The sequence below is a fragment of the Paenibacillus sp. genome (assembly GCF_048976745.1).
Lineage (GTDB): Bacteria > Bacillota > Bacilli > Paenibacillales > Paenibacillaceae > Paenibacillus.
In genome coordinates this window covers 76,694-102,797 of sequence record NZ_JBHGUU010000023.1, presented here as the reverse complement: position 1 = coordinate 102,797, position 26,104 = coordinate 76,694, and the positions used below count along the sequence as shown (strand labels likewise).

Annotated in this window: 15 protein-coding genes; 8 read left to right on the top strand and 7 right to left on the bottom strand. The window is 45.5% G+C overall.

Going from position 1 to position 26,104, the window contains the following annotated elements:
- Positions 1-168 precede the first annotated feature (168 nt).
- The gene (locus ACE3K2_RS24860; RefSeq protein ID WP_421896311.1) at positions 169-2,460 is read left to right on the top strand and encodes a 5'-nucleotidase C-terminal domain-containing protein; all 2,292 of its coding nucleotides are present in this window, start codon (positions 169-171) and stop codon (positions 2,458-2,460) included.
- Positions 2,461-2,580: 120 nt separating this feature from the next.
- Here ACE3K2_RS24860 and ACE3K2_RS24855 read toward each other — a convergent pair whose 3' ends face one another.
- A complete protein-coding gene (locus ACE3K2_RS24855) occupies positions 2,581-3,519 on the bottom strand; it encodes a macrolide 2'-phosphotransferase (protein ID WP_421896308.1) in 939 nt (312 codons plus the stop codon).
- A 430-nt stretch (positions 3,520-3,949) separates the two neighbouring features.
- Between ACE3K2_RS24855 and ACE3K2_RS24850 the strand changes: the two genes are divergently transcribed.
- The 3 genes from ACE3K2_RS24850 (at position 3,950) to ACE3K2_RS24840 (ending at position 8,256) form a co-directional block, all read left to right on the top strand.
- Positions 3,950-4,309 carry a hypothetical protein gene (locus ACE3K2_RS24850; protein WP_421896305.1) on the top strand — a complete coding sequence of 120 codons (360 nt, stop codon included), beginning with the start codon at positions 3,950-3,952 and terminating at the stop codon, positions 4,307-4,309.
- Positions 4,310-4,529: 220 nt separating this feature from the next.
- On the top strand, positions 4,530-5,975 hold the full coding sequence (locus ACE3K2_RS24845) for a DEAD/DEAH box helicase (RefSeq protein WP_421896302.1): 1,446 nt from the start codon (positions 4,530-4,532) through the stop codon (positions 5,973-5,975).
- 412 nt (positions 5,976-6,387) lie between these two features.
- A complete protein-coding gene (locus tag ACE3K2_RS24840; RefSeq protein ID WP_421896299.1) occupies positions 6,388-8,256 on the top strand; it encodes an AbfB domain-containing protein in 1,869 nt (622 codons plus the stop codon).
- Between the two features lie 143 nt (positions 8,257-8,399).
- On the opposite strand, the gene ACE3K2_RS24835 is transcribed toward ACE3K2_RS24840, so the two are convergent.
- A complete protein-coding gene (locus ACE3K2_RS24835) occupies positions 8,400-9,008 on the bottom strand; it encodes a flavin reductase family protein (protein WP_421896296.1) in 609 nt (202 codons plus the stop codon).
- A gap of 153 nt (positions 9,009-9,161) precedes the next feature.
- Here ACE3K2_RS24835 and ACE3K2_RS24830 point away from each other — a divergent pair, with 153 nt between their 5' ends.
- The gene (locus ACE3K2_RS24830) at positions 9,162-9,518 is read left to right on the top strand and encodes a winged helix-turn-helix transcriptional regulator (protein ID WP_421896844.1); all 357 of its coding nucleotides are present in this window, start codon (positions 9,162-9,164) and stop codon (positions 9,516-9,518) included.
- Between the two features lie 71 nt (positions 9,519-9,589).
- Here the strand turns inward: ACE3K2_RS24830 and ACE3K2_RS24825 are convergent, their stop codons facing one another.
- The 4 genes from ACE3K2_RS24825 to ACE3K2_RS24810 form a co-directional block, all read right to left on the bottom strand.
- The gene (locus ACE3K2_RS24825) at positions 9,590-16,684 is read right to left on the bottom strand and encodes an InlB B-repeat-containing protein (protein WP_421896293.1); all 7,095 of its coding nucleotides are present in this window, start codon (positions 16,682-16,684) and stop codon (positions 9,590-9,592) included.
- 589 nt (positions 16,685-17,273) lie between these two features.
- Positions 17,274-18,077 (bottom strand): septum site-determining protein MinD, encoded by an 804-nt coding sequence (minD, locus tag ACE3K2_RS24820; protein ID WP_421896290.1) that lies wholly within the window; start codon positions 18,075-18,077, stop codon positions 17,274-17,276.
- 410 nt (positions 18,078-18,487) lie between these two features.
- On the bottom strand, positions 18,488-19,186 hold the full coding sequence (locus tag ACE3K2_RS24815; protein ID WP_421896287.1) for a response regulator transcription factor: 699 nt from the start codon (positions 19,184-19,186) through the stop codon (positions 18,488-18,490).
- A gap of 4 nt (positions 19,187-19,190) precedes the next feature.
- Positions 19,191-21,389: an ATP-binding protein gene (locus tag ACE3K2_RS24810; protein WP_421896284.1), complete on the bottom strand. Its 2,199-nt coding sequence runs from the start codon at positions 21,387-21,389 to the stop codon at positions 19,191-19,193.
- 583 nt (positions 21,390-21,972) lie between these two features.
- Here ACE3K2_RS24810 and ACE3K2_RS24805 point away from each other — a divergent pair.
- The 3 genes from ACE3K2_RS24805 (at position 21,973) to ACE3K2_RS24795 (ending at position 25,339) form a co-directional block, all read left to right on the top strand.
- The gene (locus ACE3K2_RS24805; protein ID WP_421896281.1) at positions 21,973-22,359 is read left to right on the top strand and encodes a lactococcin 972 family bacteriocin; all 387 of its coding nucleotides are present in this window, start codon (positions 21,973-21,975) and stop codon (positions 22,357-22,359) included.
- Positions 22,360-22,473: 114 nt separating this feature from the next.
- Positions 22,474-24,693: a bacteriocin-associated integral membrane family protein gene (locus ACE3K2_RS24800; RefSeq protein ID WP_421896278.1), complete on the top strand. Its 2,220-nt coding sequence runs from the start codon at positions 22,474-22,476 to the stop codon at positions 24,691-24,693.
- A 1-nt stretch (position 24,694) separates the two neighbouring features.
- Complete coding sequence (locus ACE3K2_RS24795) at positions 24,695-25,339, top strand: ABC transporter ATP-binding protein (protein WP_421896275.1); 645 nt, start codon at positions 24,695-24,697, stop codon at positions 25,337-25,339.
- A 189-nt stretch (positions 25,340-25,528) separates the two neighbouring features.
- Here ACE3K2_RS24795 and ACE3K2_RS24790 read toward each other — a convergent pair whose 3' ends face one another.
- Complete coding sequence (locus ACE3K2_RS24790) at positions 25,529-26,077, bottom strand: hypothetical protein (RefSeq protein WP_421896273.1); 549 nt, start codon at positions 26,075-26,077, stop codon at positions 25,529-25,531.
- Between the last annotated feature and the right edge of the window lie 27 nt (positions 26,078-26,104).

The following is a 26,104-nucleotide window of genomic DNA, read 5'->3' as shown; positions in this document are numbered from 1 at the left end:
AAATTATACTATTTTCAAAAATCGTAAATTAATAGTCAGCTATATTTATAGATTCACCCTCTTAAATCCAACATGACTCTTACATTGGAGTTTACATTTACCACATGTTTATCTAGTATGAAATGATACATATCTTTACATACACTAGATAACAAGGGAGATTACAACATGCGCAAAATTTCAACGAAACGTTTCGCCGGATGGCCTTTATCGTTCCTCTTATGTGCCTCCATTTTGTTTGCCCCTTTTGCTACCACACCAACTCAGGCTGCTGAGGCAGATCAGGAAACCAAGATTACATTGCTGGGTACATCGGATATTCATGGTCGATTCATGCCGTGGGACTATGCTCTGGACGGTCCAAACCCAACCGGAAGTATGACACAACTCTACACTATCGTGAAAAAAGTCCGTGCAGAGAATCCCAATACGATCCTGCTGGACGCAGGAGACATGATTCAGGATAACTCGGCTGAGTTGTTTAACGATCAACCCCAATCTCCCATGATGGTTGCAATGAACGAAATGAAATATGACGCATGGGTTATGGGTAACCATGAGTTTAACTTCGGGCTGGACGTCCTGGAGAAAATCTCTTCCCAATTCAATGGACAGCCTCTCGTGGGTAACATTTTCAAAGAAAACGGCGACCGCTACATGCCTGCCTATACGATTATCGAGAAAGACGGCATCAAAGTGGGAGTCATCGGAATGAACACACCTATGATTACCGAGTTTGAGAAAGGTACGGATCACCTGGACGGTATCATCGTCAAAGATCCTGTGGAAGAGACCAAGAAGGCCATTGCTGAGCTGAAAGGCAAAGTCGATGTCATGGTTGGACTCATGCATATGGGATTGGATAACGAGAACGGAAATCCGGGAACCGGAGTGACGGATATCGCCAATGCCAACCCGGAGCTGGCTGCTATTTTTGCCGGACACATGCATACCTTGATTGAATCCCAAACGATTAACGGTGTATTGATCTCCGAACCGAATAAATATGGCTCACATATTTCACGAATCGATCTGACATTTGCTAAAGACGGCGACAAAGTTGTGCTGAAAAGCAAGGAAGCTCAAGCACTCGCTGTAAAAGCAGCAGACGGAACATATGAAGTCTCCGATCCTGCGCTGGAAGAGACCCTGCACCCGTTCCATGAGTTCGCTCGTGCCGATGCCAATATCGAAGTGGCTGAACTGAAAGGAACCAACCTGGTCCCTGCCGATGAGATTAAGGGTATCCCTGCGGTGCAGATCCAGGAAACACCTTTGTCTGACTTTTTCACAGAAGTGATGTTGCATTACAGTGATGCCGACGTCGTCGCGCACCAGATTGATAATGACAAGGCCAAGCTGGATGTAGGCCCGATCAAGAAGAAGGATATTGCGTTCAACTACCAATACACCTTCGGTGAAGTGACCGTATATGAAGTAACCGGACGCGATCTGATGGATTATATGGAGTGGTCAGCGGGGTATTTCAACTCCACACGCCCGGGTGATGTGACCATTAGTTTTGATCCGAAACGACGTGCTTCCAAATACAGTACCGATGATTTCTTCGGCGGCGTAACGTATGAGATTGACCTGACCAAGCCATATGGCAGTCGAATTACGAACCTCAAGTACAGCAACGGTGAGGCCGTAAAAGAAGACGATACGTTGAAGCTCGGTATGAACGCCTACCGAATGGAAGCGCTAATTGCCAAAGGCGGCGCCATGGAGGGGCGTAAGTTCAAGCAGCTCTGGTCCTCCAAGGATGCCTCGGCATTTGGTGAGATTCAAGGTACGATTCGCAACCTGTCCATCTCTTATTTGAAAGATGTCATGAAAGGTGTCTACGAACCGAAGATTCAGCACAACTGGAAAATCACTGGCGTAAACCTGACTGCACCAGAGCGTGCAGATGTGGTGGAGTTAGTTAACGATGGCATTATGTCTGTGCCAACAACAGAAGATGGCAAGTACACCAACATTGCCTCCATTAACATTTTGGATGCCGTGACCCAGGAAGAGATTGATGCCCTATCTGCCAAAGCAGGTGTGAGTGCAGCACAGTTCGCCGGTGTGAAAACCAAGGGAGCGTTCTATCAACAGCTGAACCAAGCTCGCAAAGCGGCTGGCAATGGCGAGGGAGCAACTACGCCTACTCCTGAGAAGCCTACACCAACAGTACCCAAACCAACACCAACTCCAGGCACGTCGAAACCTGGTAAACCATCAACACCAAGTACTGGTAAACCGGGTACCGCCAACAAAGGAAAACAAGCCAAGGTTACTGCGACATACCTGAACGTACGTGCTGGCGCTTCATCCAAAGCCAAGGTCGTTGCTGCCGTGCCAAAAGGTACCCTGCTTGAGGTAATCAGTACAGACAAGTATGGCTGGGTCAAAGTGAAGCTGGATGGACGTGCAGCCTTTGTATATGGGAAATATGTGAGTATTTTAAAATAAGACCAATCGTTACGCACCACGCTTAACAAAAAGGAAGGGCGATTCTCCCATGGATATCATGGAAGGAATCGCCCTTTGTTAGGTTAACGAATGGTTATGCGATTGCTGTTCCTCTACTGCTCAACCTCTCTTTACATCCCAGTTTGCAAGCATGCCTCTTGCCATCTCCATGTCCGACTCCTTGCCCGTAATTAGTGCAAACTTGGCAACTATTGCAGGATAGGCTGCCCACTGCTCCCGAATATGCTCCAGCATCTGGGGCCATGTTCTTCCCCCTGCCTTCTCATAACGACTCAAAAGCTCACGCAGCCCATCCTCCTGAAAGAGTGCATAGTAGATAACAAAGTCCTTACCCGGATCTGCAATCTCCGCTTCCGTCCAATCAATAAGTCCAGTTACTCGCTGGGCATCATCAACAATAATATGCGGCGGATGCAGATCACCATGGATGAACGCCGAGTGCTGCGGCCAATAGCTATTCATAGACAGCCATACCGTCCAGCGTTCAACTAACTCGGTTGGCACCGTAAAATTCTGTTTAACCTCCTCTATATTTGCCGCAAATTCTTTGCGAGCTTCCATAGGTGTCTTGATCCGCACTCCACCTTTCTTCGCCTCGTGTGGATCAATGTTATGCAGCGTGGCGAGAGTCGTAGCCAGTGAATCCAGGAATGTATCTGATAAGCTCTCCTGAGGGAATCGCCATACATACCCTCCCCCTGCGGGATCCACAACTGCGATCGGATCACCCTCAAGTAAAGGATAAGCGATCAACTCCGGCGTGCAGATCCGCCAATCTGGTACTTGTGCGGGTATACTTCCTCGGACCACATCCAGCACCTTGCGCTCATTCTCGGCTCGCTCCCATACGTCTTCGCGTCGCGGCTGGCGTAGAACCCATCTGCGGCCTTCTTCATCCGTAGCCAATGCTACACGAAAATCCATACCCGACTCGTTCATCTCCAAGGATTCCGCAACGATATGAAGTCCATTCTGATTTGCTAAAGATAATAGTTCCTTTTGAATTGCCAAATGCTCATTCAAGTTCGGTTTTGTCATATCAGGTACTCCCCTTTTCCTGGATAAAATAAAAAACACAGACATGTTCGCCTGTGCAGCTCATTTTGGATATTGGCATACCTGAATGCTCACAAAAAATAGTAGTACATCAAAGAACCACTTCAAGAAGTGATTCTTTCACGACTAGCGGCATACGTGTAAAATGGCAAACCAATCCCGATGAGCTGCACACAGGCAGAAAACAGCAAGCGCAAACAAACGTTTCGCCATACTATCTCAATCGGGAAAAATTTAGCACACGTATCCCTCCGTTCTGTAAGTTACCCATATGCTAACATATTCCATATCCCAGTTCCAGACTGAATCGAATGATTTAGGTTCTTTTTTTATTGATATACAGGAACTTCGTCGTCTCAGGTAACGTCCATGATTATAGATGTATTAAAAAGGATGAGAGGTGAACAACCTGATGTCCATTGTACAAAGGTTATCCTTATTACCAGTGGTAATCTTGCTTCTGCTAACGCTTGGATGCGCAGAGCAATCCGAGGAACAAGGGAAAGATAAACCACATGTACGAGGAATGATTACGGATTTTGAGGAAGAAAGAGGTCAGGTACTCATCGAGAATAAAGAAGATGGCGGTGTTGATCCAGGACCAGTCTGGATCTCGCTCAGCAAGGACGCCGAACTCATCGTCGGAGGAGAGATTGTCGCCGTCTCTTTGGATGAGACACTCGTTGGTCGAAGTGCGGAAGTGTGGATCAATGGAGTTATTGCTCAATCTTACCCTCCCCAAACCAAGGCTGTGAAAATGGTCATTCATTAACACCAAGCACACGCCGATACATTTCGTTTCACGTGGAACGTTATGATACACCTACGCACAGCAACGGGCGGTTGCGTCTAATATCGGAATGAATGGAAACAATTTAACCACTTGATGCATTTACTCCGTTAGCCTGCCTGCATATAGAGTATAATGAAGAGGTATACGATAAATGTACGGTGCAATAATTGTACAAAAACTAACGCAAAAGAGGTAAACGATGAGCGAGCAACAATTTAAAGATTATGGACTTGGTGAAGAGATCGTAAAAGCACTGGACAGTCTGGGCTATGAGACACCAACCGAGGTTCAAACGAAAGTTATTCCGGTAGCACTCGAGAATCAGGATCTTGTGGTCAAATCACAGACTGGTAGTGGTAAAACAGCCGCCTATGGCATTCCGCTCTGTGAGCTGGTGGATTGGAATGAGAATAAGCCTCAGGCTCTGATTCTTACCCCAACCCGGGAACTGGCTTTGCAGGTTAACGAAGATATTACGAATATCGGTCGCTTTAAGCGTATTAAAGCAACCGCACTATACGGACAGTCCCCTTTTCATATTCAAAAAGCCGAGTTAAAACAAAGAACTCATGTGGCTGTTGGTACGCCAGGTCGGGTACTGGATCATATCGAACGTGGCACACTGCCACTCGAACGGATCGCCTATCTCGTTATTGACGAGGCCGATGAGATGCTGAATATGGGCTTTATCGAGACGGTACAAGCGATCATTCAGAAACTGCCGCAGGAGCGAGTGACGATGTTGTTCTCCGCGACGTTCCCTGAAGATGTAGCCAAGCTGTCACGTAAATATATGAACAAACCGGTGGAGATCGAGATCAAAGCAAGTGGACTGACAACAGCAACCATTGAACATGCTGTGATTCACGTGCCAGAGGTAAACAAAACCGCGTTGCTTCAGGACTTGTTCATTACGGAAAACCCAGATAGCTGCATCGTGTTCTGCCGTACGCAGGAGAATGTCGATAAGTTGTTCCGGGTTATGGCCGACCTTGACTACCCAGCAGATCGTATCCATGGCGGCATGGAGCAAGATGAGCGGATCGAAGTGATGAACGCATTCCGACGGGGACAATTCCGTTATCTGATCGCGACAGATGTAGCCGCACGTGGTATTGATATCACGAATATTACCCATGTCATCAACTACGATATTCCTTTGGAAAAAGAGGGGTATGTTCACCGTACAGGCCGTACGGGGCGCGCAGGCAAAACAGGTAAAGCCATCACGTTGATTACACCGAAAGATGGCAGACGTCTGGCGGAGATTGAATCCTATATTGGATTCGAAATCCCTGTTATGAAAGCACCTTCCGAAGAAGCTGTGGATCGCCGAAGAGAAGACTTCGAGAAGCGATTGAAGATTGTGCCTGAACGTAAAAAGGACAAGCGTGAACAGTTGAACCAACAGATCATGAAGCTGAACTTCAACGGAGGCAAGAAGAAGAAACTTCGTGCCGTTGACTTTGTCGGTACCATCGCCAAGCTTGAAGGCGTTACGGCTGATGACATCGGGATCATTACCATTCAGGACAATGTAACGGATGTGGAGATCCTGAACGGCAAAGGCCCACTCGTACTTGAGCTTATGCAGAATACAACGATCAAAAAGATGCAGCTCAAAGTCCGCAAAGGTCACAAATAGATTGGTAAACACCTTCAAATAAATAGGAATTCAAACAGGGATCGTGGACCTTTTTCTAAGTCTGCCATCCCTTTTTTCTCTCTTTTTCGATATATGTCACTAATATACCATCTTCTTCATTGTGCAATATCACTTGAAGCTCTTCACCTACAATAAACTTGTCCCTGATGGTTCCCCCTCCAGATATGTTGTTAAAATGAGTCTATCTTCATTTTAACGTGTGCACCTGATCCTCTTCACATCATCGTACATGACTTTTTGAAACATTTCCTCCGCTCTCACCGCTCAACCCCGAAGAGATGAAGGTTTGTTCAGCAATGGCTGAATTGTTCACTTGAAAAAGAGTCTAGTCCAACTAAAATATAAATGAAAGCGCTATATTTAAAACGATATCTTACGGGAGGTGTATGTAATGGGTAACAGGAAAGCGGTCTGGTTTCTGGTCTTTGCACTCACGTTCACCCTGTTTGGACTTCATCCTGAACGAACAAGCGCAGCAAGTGTCAAGATAAACAATGGCACCGATTGGCTCGACACCGCGGGCAATCCCATCCATGCGAACAGCGGCAATATTCTTCAGGTAGGCTCGACGTATTACCTGTACGGTGAACATGCGGTGAGCGGCAAGTTCGACAGTGTGAACGTCTACACCTCCACCGATCTGAAGAACTGGACTTTCAGCAACGCCATCCTGACGAAAGATTCCGCAACCGAGCTGGCTTCCAGCAAGATCGAACGCCCCAAAGTCATCTATAACGCCTACACCAATCAGTATGTGCTCTGGGCACACTATGAGAACGGTACGGACTACAACCTCGGGCGTGTAGCGGTTGCAACAAGTAATACCCCGAATGGAAAATTCACTTATGAAGGCAGCTTCCGCCCACTCAATTATGAATCCCGTGATATGACTGTCTTTGTTGATACAGATGGCACAGGTTATCTGGTTACCGCATCACGTAAAAATGGCGGCGCCAATGATACGATGGCGATTTTCAAAATGAATGCAAGTTATACCGGAATACAATCCTTCGAGGGCTGGCTGTTCGAGAATGCCTATCGTGAAGCACCCGCCGTTGTGAAAAAAGGAAACCGTTACTACCTCTTCACCTCCCAAGCCGCTGGCTGGTATCCAAATCAGGGTGCTTACGCTACAGCAACTTCCATGACGGGACCATGGACTGCGCTTACGCCATATGGCAATCCATCTGCCTTCGGTTCGCAGATTCATGATATTGCCACGATTACAGGCAGCAACACCACATCTTACATCTACATGGGGGATCGCTGGAATCCGATGAACCTTGGGGAGCACAAACATATCTGGCTGCCGCTAAACTTAAATGATTCGAACGGAACAGCATCACTGGAATGGTATACAACGTGGAATATCGATGCAGCAACAGGAGTAGTAACACCTCCTGCCCTCGTCAACCATGCACAAGGCAAAACAGCTACCGCCAGCTCCACAGCCTCCGGTTCGTCTGCATCCAACGTCAATGACGGCAACTACCAGACGTCGTGGGTGGCTTCCTCCAATAGTTGGCCCGCATGGTGGCAAGTGGACTTCGGTACACCGAAGACGATTACCGAGATCGACACGTCCTGGTTTATGTATAAAGGTTCTGAGGGCTATTACAAATACAAAATCGAGATTAGCAACGATGGTGTCAATTACTCCACTGTGGATCGTACCAACAATCTGACCTATGGTTTCACCACGGATGCTGTGCATTTCACCGCCCGTTATGTACGGATCAATATGGTGAACGCCGTCTTGTGGAATAATCCGGGGAACTGGTATACCCCAACCCTGCATGAGGTCAAAATGTTGGGTCCTGCCACACCGGAAGCCACGGGGTACAGTCGGTTCAATTCACACAACGTTCCGGATCGATACATCCGTCATGCCAATTACACCGCTCGCGTGGATGCCAACGTCTCTCCTGCCCAGGACTCACAATTCCGCGTCGTACCGGGTCTTGCCAGCTCCACGGGAATATCACTGGAGTCCATTAACTTCCCAGGCTACTTTCTGAAGCGTAATGCCAGCAACAAAATTGTACTTGAAGCCTACGCCGACACCACTGCCTACAAGGGAGATGCTACGTTCCTAAGCAGCCCTGGTTGGGCGGACAGCACCAAAGTATCCCTTCAATCTTACAGTCAGCCCGGATATTATATCCGGCATTATGATTATGTATTGCAGTTGGATGCTGTCAATGCATCCAGCAGTGCAACAGTGAAGGGTGATGCCACATTTGGACGGACTAATTACTAGAGCAAAAATTGGAGATGAGGATTTCGGCTTAGCCACCTACATCTTCAATTAAAATCTCGGGAAAGACCGCTTTTTCAGGAGTAACAACTGAAGAAGCGGTTCTTTCTACTGCGCCATTTAGATAGAGATTACGTAACCCTATCTCAGACTGAAAATGCAGGTTTCATTAGAGCGTAATTCCCAGCCAGACTGGCTAGTGGCTGCCAGCTCTCCAGGGCTATTTTATAATGACCGGCATATGCCTCTGCATCGACCCTTACGTGCTCTACTTTTCCAAGAACCAGATGATCTGTACCCACCGCAATAATCCGATCCAGTGTAAGTTCAAATGCAATCGGAGATTCGAGCACGGAAGGTACATCTACACGTATGCCTGCTTTGGGTGTAACCCCCGCCAGTTCAAACTCATTCTCACCCGACGCCACATCCGCAGATGATCGTTGCATCGACTCCACCAGTGAAGCCGGGACCATATTAATAACAAACTCGCCCGTCTCTCGAATATTCACAAGCGTATCCTTCACCGTGCCCATTCTCTCACCTACACCCGGTCCAATGGATATAAGCAAAGTCGCCGGATAGCGTGAAGCAACGGTAAAAAAACTGAAAGGAGCAAGGTTAAGCACTCCCTCCTTACTTCGCGTAGAGACCCAAGCAATGGGCCGTGGCACCACGGAACCAATCATCAATTTATACATTTGTTCGAGGGTGATATCATCTGCTGCAAACTCAAATGCATTGTCTTTTGCCAATTAACTCGCTCCTTTCTACCCTGTCCCTGAGCAGCTCCTTCGGTTTACAAAGCCCCATGGGAAACATATAGTTGGTATAAGAATATACACTTGTCCACCACAAAAAAAGTACGCACTTTGAAGTGCGTACCTGCATAAAGGAGCTTATTCGTGATGGATAATGCGAGCACAGTCCCAGTGGAAACACTAACTCCATTCGACTATACCCTATCGATCATTGGCGGAAAGTGGAAAATGAAGATCATGTATCAACTTGCCTTTCATGGGGTCACACGCTACGGCGAACTCAAAAGGCGTGTCCCGGGGATCACGTACAAGGTATTAACCTCTCAACTGAACGATTTGGAACGTGAAGGTGTGATCAAACGAGTGGAGTATGAACAGACTCCGCCCAAAGTGGAGTATTCCTTAACCCCCCGAGGCAAAAGTTTAATGCCCATTCTGGAGGAAATCTGCAAATGGGGTGTGCATAACGTACCTGAGACACAAACGCTGCATGAATTACAATGAATTATAGAATATATGCAAAAAAAGCCTAATCCGATGGGAGTAGGCTCTTCTGCCAGTCTGATCTATTAAGGTTATTTGAAATTAGGATCAAACTTCATCATGTTCATTTTACCTTGTTCCTTATAACTCACATAGATGTTATCGGTGCTGTCTATGGTGATGTCTAGCTGAAGAACATCACCAGCGGAGAATCCGGCAGATCCTACGGGTCTCCAGTCCATATTCTCATATTTCATCACAGTCACCCTGTTGCCGTTTGCTGCATCTCGATAAGCAACGTAAGGCGTTCCTTCGCTGTCAAAGGCCATATCCATGCTTACTTCTTGAGATGAACCCACCGAGAATCCGGGAGTGCTCACCTTTTCCCATGCTGTATCTTCTGATGGAGTGGAGTGCGGATATTTCCACATTTCAACACCATTGGAACTGCTGAGATAGATCATATAAGGTACACCAGATGGATCAAGCGCGGATGCAGCATCCATATTCGGAGTTATTTGATATGGATATAATTTAGGATCTAATTGTTTCCATGACCCATCTGCCAGACTATATCCTGTTGCCACAGGGGTACTAGATGACCTGAATGGAGCAAATAAATACATGCCGTTGTTTGGTAATGGTGCGAGGAAGGCTCTTAGACCTGCGAATGCCTGTATTCTCGCTTCTTGTATCCGTCCCCTATCGCTATAATATCTCCATGACATGAGCATTGACGGTTCCGCAGCATTACCGACCAAAACACCTCTAAACATCAGAAAAGGATTATCATCCTTATCGAAGGTAATGAAGAAACTATCATTAACTTTATCCACTTTTCTGCTCGCCTTTCCATCATTCCAACTGAAATCAGAGATAGTAGATACTGGTCTCCACCACTTATGTTCATCATTATAATTCTTAAAACTTACTTGACCTGAGCTGTTCTTATAAGCAACATAAAGCTTGTCCTTACTGTCTATTCCGAGCGATATAGCTGAGCTCCCTAATCCTCCCGCTTTTTCAAGATCGCTTTGATTGCCGAAGGACTGCCACTTGCCTCCCTTATATTGCATTACAAATACTTCGTAATTGTCCTTTATATAAGCCACGTAAGGAGTCCCTTGACTGTCGAAGATGACATTGGACTTACTATTCAATTCCAATTCATCACCTACTTGCAGCCACGATGTCATGGTCCACTTCGCATATAGGGTGATGTCTGCCGTCACCGGCGTCCCGAAGTCGTAGACGATCTCCAGATCAGGATCGCTGTACCAACCTTCAAATCGATACCCTGCCCACTTCAGCGCAGCAGGTGCCACAGCTTTGTTGCCAGTAACCACCGTCTGACTACCTACTGCTGCCCCACCGTTACTGTCAAAGTCTACCGTGCGGCTGTTAAATGTCCACTTCGCGTACAGCACGAGGTTACCCGTCACCGATGTCGTAAAGCTATACGCTTCATTCAGTCCAGCGTCGCTGTACCAACCGTTGAACGTGTAACCATCCCTTGTTGGTACGGCAGGCTCCGTAGCATTACCGCCGGTTTGCATATTCTGGTCAGCCACCAGTGATCCGCCGTTACTGTTAAAGGTGACCGTGTAAATAGCCGTCCATTTCGCATACAATGTGAGGTTGTTCATTACAGGTGTCGTGAAGCTGTAAGATTCATTCAGACCGGCATCGCTATACCAGCCTTCAAATACATGCCCTGCACGTGTCGGCGCTTCAGGAATCGTTGCCGTTTCACCCTCACTTACAGACTGATTACTCACCGACGATCCGTTGTTACTGTTGAAGCTCACTGTGTAGCTGTTCTTCGTCCACTTCGCGTACAGCATTACATTCGCCGTTACACCTTCCGTGAAACCATAAGACCTCGTCATTTCACTGTCGCTGTACCAGCCGCTAAATACATAGCCTTCCAGTGTCGGAGCACCAGGAGCAGTAGCCACAGCGCCTTCGTTCACAGTCTGTTCTGTGACTACCGATCCGCCATTACTCTCGAAAGTTACGGTATAAGTATTCGCTACATAAACCGTCCACTTCGCGTACAACGTGAGGTCTCCCGTTACCACCATAGTCGTGAAATCATAGGCGTTCGTTAGCTCGCTATCGCTGTACCAGCCGCTAAATACATAGCCTTCCAGCGTCGGAGCAGTAGGGACCACCGCCTTGGCGCCTTCGTTCACTGTCTGGGCTGCGACTTCCGACCCTTCATTGCTCTCAAAGCTTATCGTGTAAGGGATCAGCCACTTCGCATACAGTGTGAGATCCGCCGTCACTGCTGCAGCGAAGTCGTAAGCATTCGTCAACGTGTTATCACTGTACCAACCGCCGAATTCATAACCATCTTTCGTCGGTTCAGTCGGCGTACTAATCGTAGCGCCAAACCCTACAGTCTGAGCCGGCACTTCTTCGGACCCACCATTACTGTCGAAATTTACGGTGTAGTCGTTCATTGCCCACTGAGCGGTAAAATGGACATCTTCGGCAGGCATCGTGGTCGGCGGCGTTGGCGACCAACCCGTAAAGCTATATCCCTGCCATGTCGGAGTGCCCAGACGCAACAGCATCGTTGCTCCGAAAGGAACATTATCCGTTTTATTTGCTGCTCCAGAACCGTTATAATCCACCGTCATTTGGTATACATCACGCTTATAATATACCTTTAGCGTCGTTTTGCCGTTGCTCGTGATTAGATCCGTCAGTACCGAAATGCTGTCGTCCCGCACGAAGCCATCATAGGATCTCGGCTTGACGTCCTTCATATTCGCCTCAGTACCCGTAACTCCACGATACGATTCCGTATCTGCAACCGTATAGGTGTCACTTCCGATATTTTGCAGCAAGTATACGACCTGATAAGGCGTACCCTCTCTCCCCGTCCACTTCGCTGTATACGTAGTATCCTCAATCGGCATCGCACTTGGAACTTCTGGCGACCAACCGGCAAACGTATATCCCTGCCTTGTCGGCACAGGTATACGAGTAGCGATGTTCTTGCCAACGGCTTCTGTTACCGAGATTTGGGGCGCACCGGCATAACCCCCAGCGAAAGTCATTTTACGATTCGCCGGAGAGTAATTCACTCTGACGACCGTTGTGCCGTCACCCTTGATCAATACGCCGCTTACCGTACCTGTCGAATATCCTTGCTCCTTAAACCTGTCGGAGCTGATGCGAATCTCCGTGTCCGTTGTTCCGGTCAAATTCTCCGTATCCACAGGCGGAGCCAATGTTCTGCTGTTCGGGTCTAGCACATAATGCTCAACGGTATACGGCGTATTCTTGTTCGCAATCCAGTGCGCATACAGTTTCCGATCCTCCGCAGCCATTCGGCTCGGAATCGTGACTTTCGTGCCGCCGGAAGCGGCCGTATACCAGCCGTCAAAGGTGTATCCTAGATATACTGGGGTGACCACGCTAATAGGCGCGTTATACGGAGCCGCCACAACCTGGGTCACTCCGCCGTTCTGCGGATCCAGCTGAAGGATGTAGTCACCTACTCTGGCAAGCCAGCTTAACTGAATCGTACGCTTGAGCGGATCGGACGTGAACGACCCCGGCGACCCCTTCCAGGTGATAACCAGATTGCCATCACTCACCTGAATGTTCTTGTCCACCACTTCAATCATCCCGTTTGCTGCGTCATACTTGAAGTTTGGATTGTCCACCTGAATATCGAAATTCAAGCGATCATACGCCTGTTCATCCGTATCGCCTGTCTTCAAATCAAAGGTATTCATCGTGACCCACAACTCCGGTACAGCGATGGATGACGCAGAACCCGCCATGTTCACCTTGAGCGACTTATCCTGAGGATAGGCAAAGTCGTAGACGTTCTGTTCTTCTCCAATCGTATACAGTGGCCACTCTTCATCGACCAGCTCCACGCCGCCCGAGAGTGCGCCATCTCCTAATTGAGCACCGAGTTCAACCTCCAAATAGATGCCAATCTCAACGAAGAGGGCGCCTAGAGACTTCGTACTCTCCACCCCGCTAATATTTTTCAATTGATAATAGAAGTAGCCCCACAGATTCACATACACACCAGGTTCTACAGCAAGCCCGATACTATTCAACTTGACGCTTCCAATCCCCGCTTTGACCTCCATATGAATACCAGCTCGTAAACCGATCGTCCCCATCACATAGAAGGTAAATTGGTAATCTCCGTCTCCCGGCAAGCTGACCGTATTGCTCGAACCACTAAAACTCAATACGCGCAAGCTAACCGAGTAACGCTTGGCCATCTTATAGTAGAAATCTGCCCCCACCGTCAGGTTCACCTGGGCGCTGACCACAAACTCCGCTTCAAATTTGACTTCCACAATACCTAAAGCCACGCGTACGCTCTTTTCAAAGAGCTCCTTCTTGATTAACGGAACCCATTCCGTGTCTTGCTCCAACATCTCTTGATACTTTTCCTTCAACGATTCGGCATCTACGGCAGTATCCTGCACGCCCGCCATTACCGCTTTAATCTGTGTCGCAATGTTCTGAACCTTTCCCAACCTTCCAGAATTCTTCTCGCCCATCCAGTCATTCAGTGCATCGTTTAGCTTATCGTGTTCGACGAGAGCTATCTCTGCTGTGATGTTCATCCCGGTATAGCTATAAGCATCCAGATTAGCCGTAATTACGTAATCATCGATGCTGTACCAGTAAGGAATTCCCCACTTTTTCAACCAATGTCCTTGCATATCCCCATTAATACCGAGATCCAGACTCATCTCCTGAACGAATGTACCTGTCATATGGATGACAAGATCGCTGTCTTCATTGATACTGACAACAATATCGGCACCCACTTGTAATGTAGCGCTTACGCCTGAGGTTCGGCCGTCAATATTCTTCAGCCTCGTGCCGAGTGAAGCAACAACGGTCAGATTCTCCACACTTACCCGGCTCCCTTTACCGGACGCCAGGGAGGACTGAGCCTTGATCTCCTGAATTTCCTTCGTCTCCATGGCGATGTCCGACAGATAATCCGCAGCTTCATTGACGAATCCGCTGTCTCTCGCTTGCTTCTCAATTTGCGCTTCAAGCTCCGCGATCTGCTCTTCCGATAACAGATCATCGCCGTCAATCTCTTGCTTCTGATAGATGTTGAAGACATTCTCAATATCTTCAATCGTGGCATCAGTATATTTGATGACGTCCATCTCTGCCTCAGGCGTAATCGACGTAATGCGTCCATAACCGGTTACTTTAGAACCTTCTTGGGCAAATTCACCTTCATAAAAACCGATAAAATCACCCACATCCACCGTGGTTAACTCATCCAAGCCGAAAGGCTCATACAGGCTGTCGCTGTAGTTCATCTGGGTATGCTCAACTGTGATGGAGTTGTTGTTCGGATCTCCATCTGTGTCCGCTTCCACACTCACCGGCAGAACATCCGGCTTGAGCAAGACTTGCTTGGTATCTGCATGATCATAGGTATAGGTGTTTCCGTCTACCTCTGTGATCTGGACATAGGCAACATCGCCATCATCTTCACCCGTTGTTGCTAACGTACGCAGATCAGGGCGAACCCCTTGATAGATGGCGACTGTATTGCCGACTTGAATCACGGTGCTGCCGGAATACACGAACGTTCCACTGCTCGCATTCGCCTCGGCAAGCGCATTTTCGCTACCGCCCACCGTCGTGGCAACTACCGAAATCGCTGGTGAACCCACAGCTTCGCCATTCAATATCATGCCCGTGACATCCGTAAATGGAAGGTAGATCATGTTAGGGTTCAGCGGAATGTCCAGAACCTCTTGCTTAGCGACACTAAAAACGTAAATACTCGTCGTCGCATCCTGACCTTGGAAGGACAGGTTATCGCTATTCAACTTCAGTTGATACGTATTGCCTTCAACGAATTTTCCGTCTTCAGCTGCGGACGCTACCGTGAAAGCCCCGTTCCCGCCAGTGACGGTAACTCCAGCAAAGTCGGGATTTGCCGTGTCTGTGAACGTCATACCCGCTTGGACCTCGGATACTGTCAGGTTGCCTGATGCATCGTTTACTGCAATTGTGAAGTCCGGTGCCACATCCAGCACGGAATAGCTTGGTGTGCTCTGTACGGCTTTATCTATGCTATCCGTATACTTTGCATACAACTTCATATCCTCAGTTAGCTTACTACCCTCTGCAAAGATGAGCGAAAAATCACTATCTGTAAACCACCCTTGGAATATATACCCTTCTTTTGTTGGAGCCGGTAGGTTGTTTAGCACCTGGCCTTTTCGCACCTTCTGCGCAACAATCGCCGTGCCCCCGTTGCTCTCAAACGTTAGCGTATACGCAGTAGAACCCGTACCCGGATTACCACCGTTATCTCCAGGCGTTCCGCCACCGTTATTACCGCCCGGTGACGGCGTTGGCGTTGGCGTTGATGTCACTGGCGATGTCGGTGTTGGTGTCACCGTCGGCGTTGGTTCAGGTGCTGGCGTCACTGGCGTTGGATTCTGCTGTTTCCACGCCTCTACAACCGCGTTGTTGCGCATGAAGAGAACTGCTGCTTCAGCGCGAGTCGCTTGCGCACGCGGATTGAAGTTGCCCTCGGCGTCTCCGGTGAACACACCAGCTTGCCACAGCTTGACGACCGCATCAGTCGCCCAAGGCGATACATTCGCGAGATCGGCCGGCTCTGTCGTGACCGGATTCTCGGTCTGATATGGAATCTGTTTGCTTTCAAAATATCGCAATGTCATCGTTGCCATTTGCTCTCGAGATACAGTAGCATCCGGCGAGTAATTCCGATCCCCCGTGCCATCGGTAATTCCCTTCTTAACCGCCCATTCGACATATGGCGCATACCAGCTGCCCGCCTGTACATCAGCAAAGCTCGAAGTGGAGTACGCCCCCGCATCGACTCCGGCCATCCGTCCGAGTGCCGTCACATACATGGCACGTGTCATGGTTCCCTTAGGAGAGAAGCTACTCGCGTTCGTTCCGCTGAATATGCCCTTCTCCTGCACATGGACGACTGCATCATAGAACCAGTCCGTCGGACTCACATCCTTGAACCCGCTGGATATGGTCACTTTGGTCTGCTGCATCGGCAGTTCAGCTGCTGCTGCCGATTGCGCTGGTAATATGGGCACGGCAGACACGATTAAGCTGATCATCAGCATCCACATCAAGACCTGACGGCCCACCTTCCATCCCTGTCTTACTTTTTTCACGTTCATTCATCCCTTCTATGTATAGATCAAACTAAAAAAGACCGTCCAAAATGGGTTGCTAACCAAGCTAATCAATAAAGCCAGACTAATAGCGGAAACCATTGACCCCGATGGGGATCATTGGTTTCCTCCGAGTCAGTTCGCTCGGCACGTGGAGATCAAACGGGGAAATAAACTTTACATACAGAAATGGCATTGTCCTAGCTGCGGCGTTCAGCACGTTCGGAATATCAACGTCAGCTAAACATCCGACTGGAGAGATCTGACTGCTTCTGGCTACGATGCTACCAACTTCACAGAATGAAGTCGTTCACCGACCTTTCTTATCAGTCGCAGTCGAATTGTGACCGATACAGGCAAATCATGTCTTTTTTTCTTCCGTATTTTATCATGCGGGATAGGGACGCTTGTGAATTATAAAGAAAACTTTAAGTAAGCAGCTACTCCAAACGAGAACATCATAGACATCAAAAAATAGCGGCTAGGGAGAGTAACACCCACACCACTAATTTTCATGAATTCTTTAGCTAGTCTGTAAACCATCCAGATGATTCGCATCCAAACGATTCATATACCAGAATCAAATATATCAACTGCTCTCCCCCCAGAGCAGTCTTTGAGAAAGCAAAAAAATACTTCTATGCTTCTTGGAATTTATTGAAATAAAAGTCTTCTGCTGATTCTTCGCCACATTGTGGGCGATGTGCCGAAAACGCTGCCCACTTTCGAACTCGGGATCAAGTGCAATCGGAATGCCTTTATGTACGGAACGTATAACTTCTACATCGCTATGGATCACGCCTATCACACCGATTTTGAGAATATCGATGATATCCTCCATCTTTACCGTTGCCGAACGAGCTTCCTGCCCGTCGGCCATATTAATGATGAGCTGCGGAGGAGCCTGAAATATATTTTCTAACAATCCGATTACACGATCGGCGTCCTGAAGCGACGTACGATGAGGGGTAGTAACGACAATAGCCTCATCTGCAGCTAAAGCTGTATTCCAGAATCCATTTTCAATGCCTGCCGGCGAATCAATCAGCACATAATCATAATCTTGGGCTATCAACTGCACAACCTCGCGAAAAACTTGCGGATCATCGTGATGCATCACGTCGTTACTACAGGAAATAAAGAACAAGGTGCTGATCCGCTTGTCTTTGACAATCACTTGATGTAAAGCACATCGACCGGTCAGAAAATCGGAAATATGATAGTTTACCCTATTGCTCAAACCAAGCGGAATATCCAGATTTCTCAATCCAAAATCAGCGTCGATCAGGCAAACCCTGTGTCCCGACAAGGCAAGGGCAGTCCCCAGATTAGCCGTCACCGTCGTCTTGCCAACTCCACCTTTCCCTGATGTGATACATATAACTCGTGCCATTGGAGCCACTTCCTTCTTCAAGTACTATTGCGAGACAGCATAACAACCATTTCTTCACGTGTTGCCGTTATATCGACCACTGTAATTTTATCATGATGGATTACCCTACTTGAGAAACCTAAAGAAAACTTTAAATCCGTGCGTGTTGGATCGTTAAATTCTTCGGAAAGATGGCACATCATTTTGACGAGGATGGAAGAGCGCAGACTTCTGTTGAGGGATTCAATACTTTGAGTCGATTATGAAACTAAAGGAATGAATAAAAAATGGGAAAATAGCGTCAAGTACTGCACGAACGCCATCTTCCCATTTATAAAAAACTATTTAAAACCTGGTTCAGGAAAATTTAACCTAATATTTCACAAATATCTCGCCCCACTTATGGCAGACTATCATCCTTATCGCTATATTCATGCTTGTGACGCACTGGTAGCAACCAGCATATAACCGCTCCCCCGAACCGTAATGATTCGTTCAGGATCAGCAGGGTCAGCCTCAATTTTTTTGCGTAAATTACTGATATGTACAGCGACCGTTCTCGTATCCTCCAGGCTTTCCATCCCCCAGATGAGTTGAAACAATGTGTCGACACTGACTACGCGATTCACGTTTTGCGCCATATAGGACAACAGACTGAACTCTTTTTTGGATAAAAAGATAGGTTCACTCCCCATGTTGACGGACTGCGTATAGAAATCCAGTGTCAAGCCTGGCAACTCCAGCAGCTGCTCTCTTCTACCCGTTGATACTCTGCGAAGATGAGCCTTGATCTTGGCCATGAGAACGCCCGGACTAAACGGCTTGGTCACATAATCGTCGCCACCGTAGGATAATGCGCTAATTTTCACTTCATCTTCCTCCTGGCTGCTCAGAAACATGATCGGCGCGCTGGTCATGCTACGCGCATTCCTACACCAATCAATACCGTTTTCATTAGCCAGCAGTACATCCAATACAATTAAATCAGGCTCGAACGTTGTCAGCAGCTCCATCGCTTCTGTCCCGCTATGACTGTATGTGGAGATAAACCCTTCCCTGTCACAATACACCTGAACAATCTCGCATATATGGGGATCATCATCGACGATCATTATTTTGTGAGTTTGCACCCCATCAACCCCTTCCTTCACTCCCGATACAAGGAAGCGTTACATAGAATGTCGCCCCCATCTTACCGTCGCTCTCCGCTCGAACCGTTCCTCCATGTGCGAGTACAATTTCCCTGCAAATCGCCAGCCCGAGCCCACTGCCATCTATTCCATTCCCCAAGCCTGGACGATCGTATCTGTAATTCCGTTCAAAGATCTGCTCAAGCTGATCCGGCGGAATACCCATTCCAGAATCCTGTATGCTAACGATCGCATGGCGAGCATGATTTACCTCATCCACTGCTAACGCAATACGTACCAGCCCTCCCCTGGAGGTAAACTTCATGGCATTCGACACGAGATTAAATAAGGCCTGCTCCACTCTTTTCGCATCCATCTCGACAACAGGCAAGTTAGATCGTTGATCCTCCACATCTCCGAGATCCAATATGAAATCCAATCCTGCGTCACGCACAACCAGCTCATAGTGCTCAAAAAAATGTCGCAAGAAGGGAATGATCTGAACCAGCTCCATTCGGTACGAGACTTGTCCGGTCTCCAAATGCGACAAAAAGGATAACTCCTCAATCATACGATTAATCCTAATCGTATTCTCCCGGATATACTTCAGGTATTGTTCATTACGCTCCGGCTTGACCATGTCCTGTATAGCTTCTACATATCCTAGCATGCTGGACAGCGGCATACGCAGATCATGTGTAATATAGGCAAGAAGCTTCTTCCTCCCTTGCTCGGAGTGAACCAGCCGGTCATACGAAGTGCGCAGATCATTATGAGCTGTAGATAAGGCCTGTGTGCGCTCCTCCACGGTCCGTTCCAGATTCATATTCATTTCAATCAGCTTGTCGTTAGCATACTGCAACTCACGTGAGATTCTCTCCTCATTGGATGCCGTCCTCGTAAATCTCGAAGAAAGCAGAATCATCTGTGCAATCGTAAATATCAATAAACCAAACGGCGATGTATTTCCGATCAGCGACCATCCGTTGTAATATAAGAAATCGTTGACAACCGTGATCAAAGTAACCACCGACACCAGCAGGAAGATCAATGCTCCCTCCATACGTAGCACAGCCATTCGAACCAGTCCGACCATCAGATACACCATATGTAGAACTACCATCACACCAATTACCAGCAGAAACGGAGTATAGACCAGCGCAGGGGTTACCAAAACAAAGATACAAAATGCCCCCGTTGCGATCCCGGTGACAAAACGAAACCAGCGTGAGACATAATTCGGAAAAATGCAATCAAAATACATCCTGATGATATATCCACTGACGCAAAGTATCAGATACTCGATCTTGAATTGCAATTCCCAAGGGAAACGTGGCAGCCATTGTGTAAGGACAAGCTCACCGTTGAGTAAGGAACGGACACCAAGCAATACAGTGAATAGGCCAAAATATAACGGCGCTCTGTCCTTGCGTCGCAAAATAAACAACAACAGATGATACAGGCCAATCACCAGCAAACTTGCCGTGATGAACATGTCTCTGGCAAGATTCAGATTGGTCTTGGTCGTTAGCACATCACTGCCGCCCAGCTCGATGTACTTGGTAATCCCACCCCGGTTATGTTGGAAGTTGGATACTTGCATCACCAACTCTAACGTATCGCTTTCAGGCTGAACAAATAACAGCTTCGGTGCCAGATGCGAGGTCATGCTGTTCTTGTCCTGACCAACCGTACCAACTTGTGCCAAGAGCTCGCCATTCACCCATAATTTATACGCATGAAAAATGCTGGGTAGCCGCAGGGCAAGACGTTCTTGTTGATCCTGCTCGCTTAGTTGGATGACCAATCGATAGGTTGCATAGCCTGTCCCACCCAGCTTCTCTCCCTCTAAGCGGTACCCTGACCAAGAGCTCGGGATATTGATCCAGTGGTCCTGGTTTCCTTCCCTTGCCGAACGAACCCGTATGTTCTCAGGCGACAACAGCTCTTGCCAGTAGAACGCCCACACCCCTGTTAACTTTTGGGGATTCGTACGGAGCTGAACCTGCGTTAAATCCAGAATACCTTCTTCACTTTGAAACTTAGGAGAGTCTGGCTCAGAGAGGACGACATAGCCTGCAACCAAACCAACAACAATGGCAGCAACGATATAAAACCAGACCTTACTAAAACCGACACGAAGAATCCCCCTCACGATGAACCCAACCCCAATCCATAAGAGCGCAATAAGTAAGTTGTTCATCCAAATAATATCATCAATACGGAAGAATGTACCCTGCAAATTTCATGCAAAACTACGCGCTCGCTAGGTGGGTCACCAAAAAAGTACACACTTTGAAGTCCGTACTTTTTTTTTGAAGAATTTATTCGTAATGGAACATTCGAGCAGATTCCCTGTGGAAACATAAACTCCATTCGACTACACACTATCCATTATCTTAGTGGATGATGGAGTGACACGCTACGGCGTACTCAAAAGACGGGCCCTCTGCAGCTGTCGTAGAAATACGTGATTAATGTGTTTGTTTCAACCAATTCGATTCGCTTAAATAAGCCCCACTCCAATTACTTCCTCTCCCTTGGACAGACATTAGCGAACTGAACTGAGAATTTACGGGATATATCCTGAATCTTCATCGAATTAAAGCATCTGATCTGTAGAAGAGGATTTAAGAACCGAAAGGTGAGATTTTTCATGGATTCACTACCTTTTTGCGAAATCAAAATATTTTACTTTTTTTTTACTTTACTTATATATATATCAATGGTATATTTTATGAAGAATTCCGGGATTCTACATAAAATGTATAGAGGAGATTATACAAATGAAAAAAAAGCTTGTTAGTCTTTCACTTGCAGTAGCCGTTCTTATGGTTCCATTGAGCCAAGCAATGGCAGATACTATCAAACCAACCGATGGAGGATCTGTAGATTTGACTAATGTAAGATTTGTTTCAAATGATCTTACTACTCAACAAGATGATTTTGGTGGCGGCACTTGGGATTATGGGACTTCTCCAGTGTTATCGGGTTTTTCTATTAAGAAAAAAGTATGGTCCAACTACAACCATCCTACAAAAATACATTCATCTACAGCCAGTATAGGTACAACTATTTCACGTAGCGGGCAAGTCAACAAAAATTTAACTTCCTATGCTAGTGCAACCGGTGAAACTGGGGATTCAACCCATGCCTACTGGAATACGTACTAAACTTTAAACTTAATATAACGTTGTTATATTAGTAAAACGAACTAAATTCCATGTTTAACTACGGAGTTTAGTTCGTTTCCATTTATTTTGCATTCTTGGAAAGGAATTAGAAAATTGAAAAAAATTATAATCTTTTTTATCTTGTGCGCCTCTTTGTTAACATTCTATAGCAATTACAAACTCTATGATCAAAAGGCTTTAGAGAATTTCTATTTACTAGATGAACATATCGGTTATGAGTTTTTCATTCCGGAGACTGAGTTACTGGCTGATCCAGACGTAATTTATCCTATTTTGGCAGACACATCTTCAGACCTTCAAGTAAATATATTTCGTTCAGTTATTAACAATAAACCTGATAACCAAATGGAATTCATGAAATACATATTGCTTAATCGTGAAAGCTCTATGTTTGATAACATTAAACTGGAATCAGGAAGAGTTCTTAATACTAAAGACTCTAAAAATAAAGAAAGATATATTTCAACCACATCTAGTCTAGATTCCGATCAGGTAGGAGTAATTAAAGAGTTTGGTGGAAATAACACTATTACGATAAAGCCTCTTATAAGTTCTTATGATTATTTGCCTGTAAGCGGATACTACTACATTGAAACCAGTGAAAAAAACCTGATTCCCTTTTTAAAACAGTTCTCTCTTAATCTTCGTGAGTTTTACAACCAAAAAGGGATATCCGTTCAATATTCACCTGCTACATTTACAAATTATAATTCTACAAAAGTCGGTTTCCCTTCAATATCCATGGTTGATGTAACCAACATGTTATATATTCTAGTTATAATAACAGCCTTTTATATGCTTTATTATAATTTCAAGGAAACCAAGCGTGTGGGTATCTACAAGTTACTGGGAATTCCTACATTGAAAATATGGTATTATTTCATAGGTAAAACAGTTGTTATATCTTCCTTTATAAATTTAATCATGGTTCTAATATTATCTATTATAATTCCCAACTCTACCGTACATTTCTTTTTTTATTCACTTTATGAACAATTGAAATTGCTAATAATAATAGTTGTTCTAACATTACCATCCTATATTTACATTTCTCGTACAAACATAAAAGAAGCAATTAAGAATAAAAAGTATACTAAAATCATATTTGCAATGAATACACTGCTTAAAATAAGTACTACGATTATTGTCATATCTCTATTTTCTACATTATCTGGTCAATATAGTACTCTCAAAAGTGAACAAGACGACCTTGAAAGTTGGAAAAGAAGTAATCAATATGGTGTATTTTATCCTGTAAGCGCAGGATATGATTCCAATGATTTTCAGAACAGCGCTGTGCAGTTTATAAAAACAACTGCAGGCCAACTTTACCCTGTTTTGAACCAACTCGGCTCCGTTTTAATTAATTCACGACAGTACGAGGAAATGGCACTTTTGTTAAATGAAAATTATGAAGGAATGCGTTCTTTGCAAATTAACCCCAATTATTTGAAGGAATTTCCCGTATATGATACAAAAGGTGCACCAATTTATATACCTGAAGAAGAAGTAAGTTGGATTATTCTCGTTCCTGAAAAATTAAAAAATCAGGAAAAACAGATTGTCAAATTCTTTAGGGATGAACGCGATCAAAGAATTGTATTTGAAAGAGAACAACTTAAAAATAAGATTTCACCATCTACTGAAATGCAAAACATTCAAATTATGTGGTATGCCAATCATCAGGACATCTTTAGCTTTAATCCAGATGTGAACCCCAGCAAAAATAATTTAATAACAGAGCCTATTATTCAGGTCATTACTGAAAAAAATAGCTTAGTAGGAGATCGGGATGCAATTCTCGGTAACGGAAGTTCAGATCCCATTAAAATCAAATTAATCGACGGTGATACTGCTAAAACATATCGCTTTTTAGAATCAACTTTGAAAGAATTAAAATTGGATGATAACCTGCACTATCTAATTACTGTTGATCAGTACATTGCAGAGAAAGTATATGCACTTCAGCAACGTTTCTATTCTACTTCGTTTGCTTTAGCAATCAGCGTGCTCATTCTTTGCTTTCTTCTTATTCAAAATCTATCTATTATGTTCAATAAATTTCAACAAAAGTTTATTATCAGGGGAGTATTTGGCCTGTCTATATCCAGAAAGTACAAAGAGTTCATTTATATTTTCGGCATCTCTTGGATAATAACGGGAATCTGTTGCTGTTTATTGGGTGTTATGATTTTGGCACTACCTATATTTTTATTCTTTGCTCTTATTTTGTTAGAGCTATGCTTCTCAGTATTTTGGCTGACTCGGCTTTCGTCTAAACATATCATCAAATTATTGAAAGGCGGGCAATAAATTGAACCTTCCATTGGTATACGAACTTCGCAATGTATCTAAGCGTTACGGCACTCACAACGTATTGAGTAACCTTAATCTGAATATTCTACAAGGTCAGATGGTAGCCATCGTTGGAAAGAGTGGTTCTGGTAAGTCAACACTATTGAACATGCTTGGCATGATTGAGAAACCTGACAACGGAAGTCTCAAATTTTATAATGAGCTTTTCCCTAAACCAGGTAGCAAAAAGCAGTCCATTATATTACGTAATAGAATTTCGTATTTATTCCAAAATTACGCTTTAGTAGACAATGACCGTGTGGATGAGAATCTAAATATGGCTCTTTGCTACAGTCTTAAATCAAAAAAAGAAAAGCATGAGCTGAAAATAGGAGCTTTAAATAAAGTAGGGTTGTCTATCCCTTTGAGCAAAAAGATCTATGAATTATCCGGTGGAGAGCAACAACGTGTGGCACTAGCCCGAATATTATTAAAACCTTGTGATGTTGTTCTGGCTGATGAGCCAACAGGTTCGCTAGATGTAAGCAATCGTGATTTTGTTATAAGTATGCTGACTGAGCTTCACCAACAGGGTAAAACAATTGTAATTGTTACTCACGATGAAGTTGTGGCTGGACGATGTGAACACATTATTGAATTGTGAATAAAACATGTAACAGATTGTAATGTGAAATATGATACCTACTGGAAATAAATAAAAATGGAGATATGTATTCTGGTACCAATGCACTAAACTTCCTCTTTCAAAGAGTCCAGTCTATGGATGCCAGAATACTTCCACAAAGGGAGACGTTCTCTCTCTTTTACGTGATATAGATCCGTACATTTACTTTCAGAGATGATTGGAAAATTGGAATATTAATTTATAGCCATCAAACGTATGCCCGTACATTTCCCGATAGTTACCTTCGGTATAATTAGCCACCGTTTTCCGCCAGAAAGATTGGCCGATCTTATTGTTCTCCGATGGATTGGTGAACAACTCCCAACTTCCTCTAAACATTCCGAAGATCTTCGACGCTGCGTGTTCAGCCACGCCTACCCCTCGAAACGGCCGCATCAGAAAGAATTCATGTACGAAGAAGTCTATTCCTTGTGAGCAATGAGGCGGCGTGGCTACGAATGCAAACCCAGCTGGAATGCCATCTACAATCATCAGAAACGGATAAAGACACTCCGGTTTTTCCCACCAGATGTTCTGCACATCGTACTGATCCTGTAACGTTTTATAATCAGGACTTGGTTCGAAAATGCCGTGTTCATTCGGGGTATGCTCTCCACCCAGACCGTAATGACCGGATAGATCATGAAGATATAGCGGGTACATATTTTTAATCACATACGCCTCGTCCTTATTTGTTAATTTCACTTCTATATTCATATTCACCAACCTCCGGATGATGAAAAA

Excerpts from the sequence above, each read along its gene's own strand:
- ACE3K2_RS24860 (WP_421896311.1), top strand. The coding sequence starts at position 169 with ATGCGCAAAATTTCAACGAAACGTTTCGCCGGATGGCCTTTATCGTTC.
- ACE3K2_RS24855 (WP_421896308.1), bottom strand. The coding sequence starts at position 3,519 with ATGACAAAACCGAACTTGAATGAGCATTTGGCAATTCAAAAGGAACTA.
- ACE3K2_RS24850 (WP_421896305.1), top strand. The coding sequence starts at position 3,950 with ATGTCCATTGTACAAAGGTTATCCTTATTACCAGTGGTAATCTTGCTT.
- ACE3K2_RS24845 (WP_421896302.1), top strand. The coding sequence starts at position 4,530 with ATGAGCGAGCAACAATTTAAAGATTATGGACTTGGTGAAGAGATCGTA.
- ACE3K2_RS24840 (WP_421896299.1), top strand. The coding sequence starts at position 6,388 with ATGGGTAACAGGAAAGCGGTCTGGTTTCTGGTCTTTGCACTCACGTTC.
- ACE3K2_RS24830 (WP_421896844.1), top strand. The coding sequence starts at position 9,162 with ATGGATAATGCGAGCACAGTCCCAGTGGAAACACTAACTCCATTCGAC.
- minD (WP_421896290.1), bottom strand. The coding sequence starts at position 18,077 with ATGGCACGAGTTATATGTATCACATCAGGGAAAGGTGGAGTTGGCAAG.
- ACE3K2_RS24810 (WP_421896284.1), bottom strand. The coding sequence starts at position 21,389 with ATGAACAACTTACTTATTGCGCTCTTATGGATTGGGGTTGGGTTCATC.
- ACE3K2_RS24805 (WP_421896281.1), top strand. The coding sequence starts at position 21,973 with ATGAAAAAAAAGCTTGTTAGTCTTTCACTTGCAGTAGCCGTTCTTATG.
- ACE3K2_RS24790 (WP_421896273.1), bottom strand. The coding sequence starts at position 26,077 with ATGAATATAGAAGTGAAATTAACAAATAAGGACGAGGCGTATGTGATT.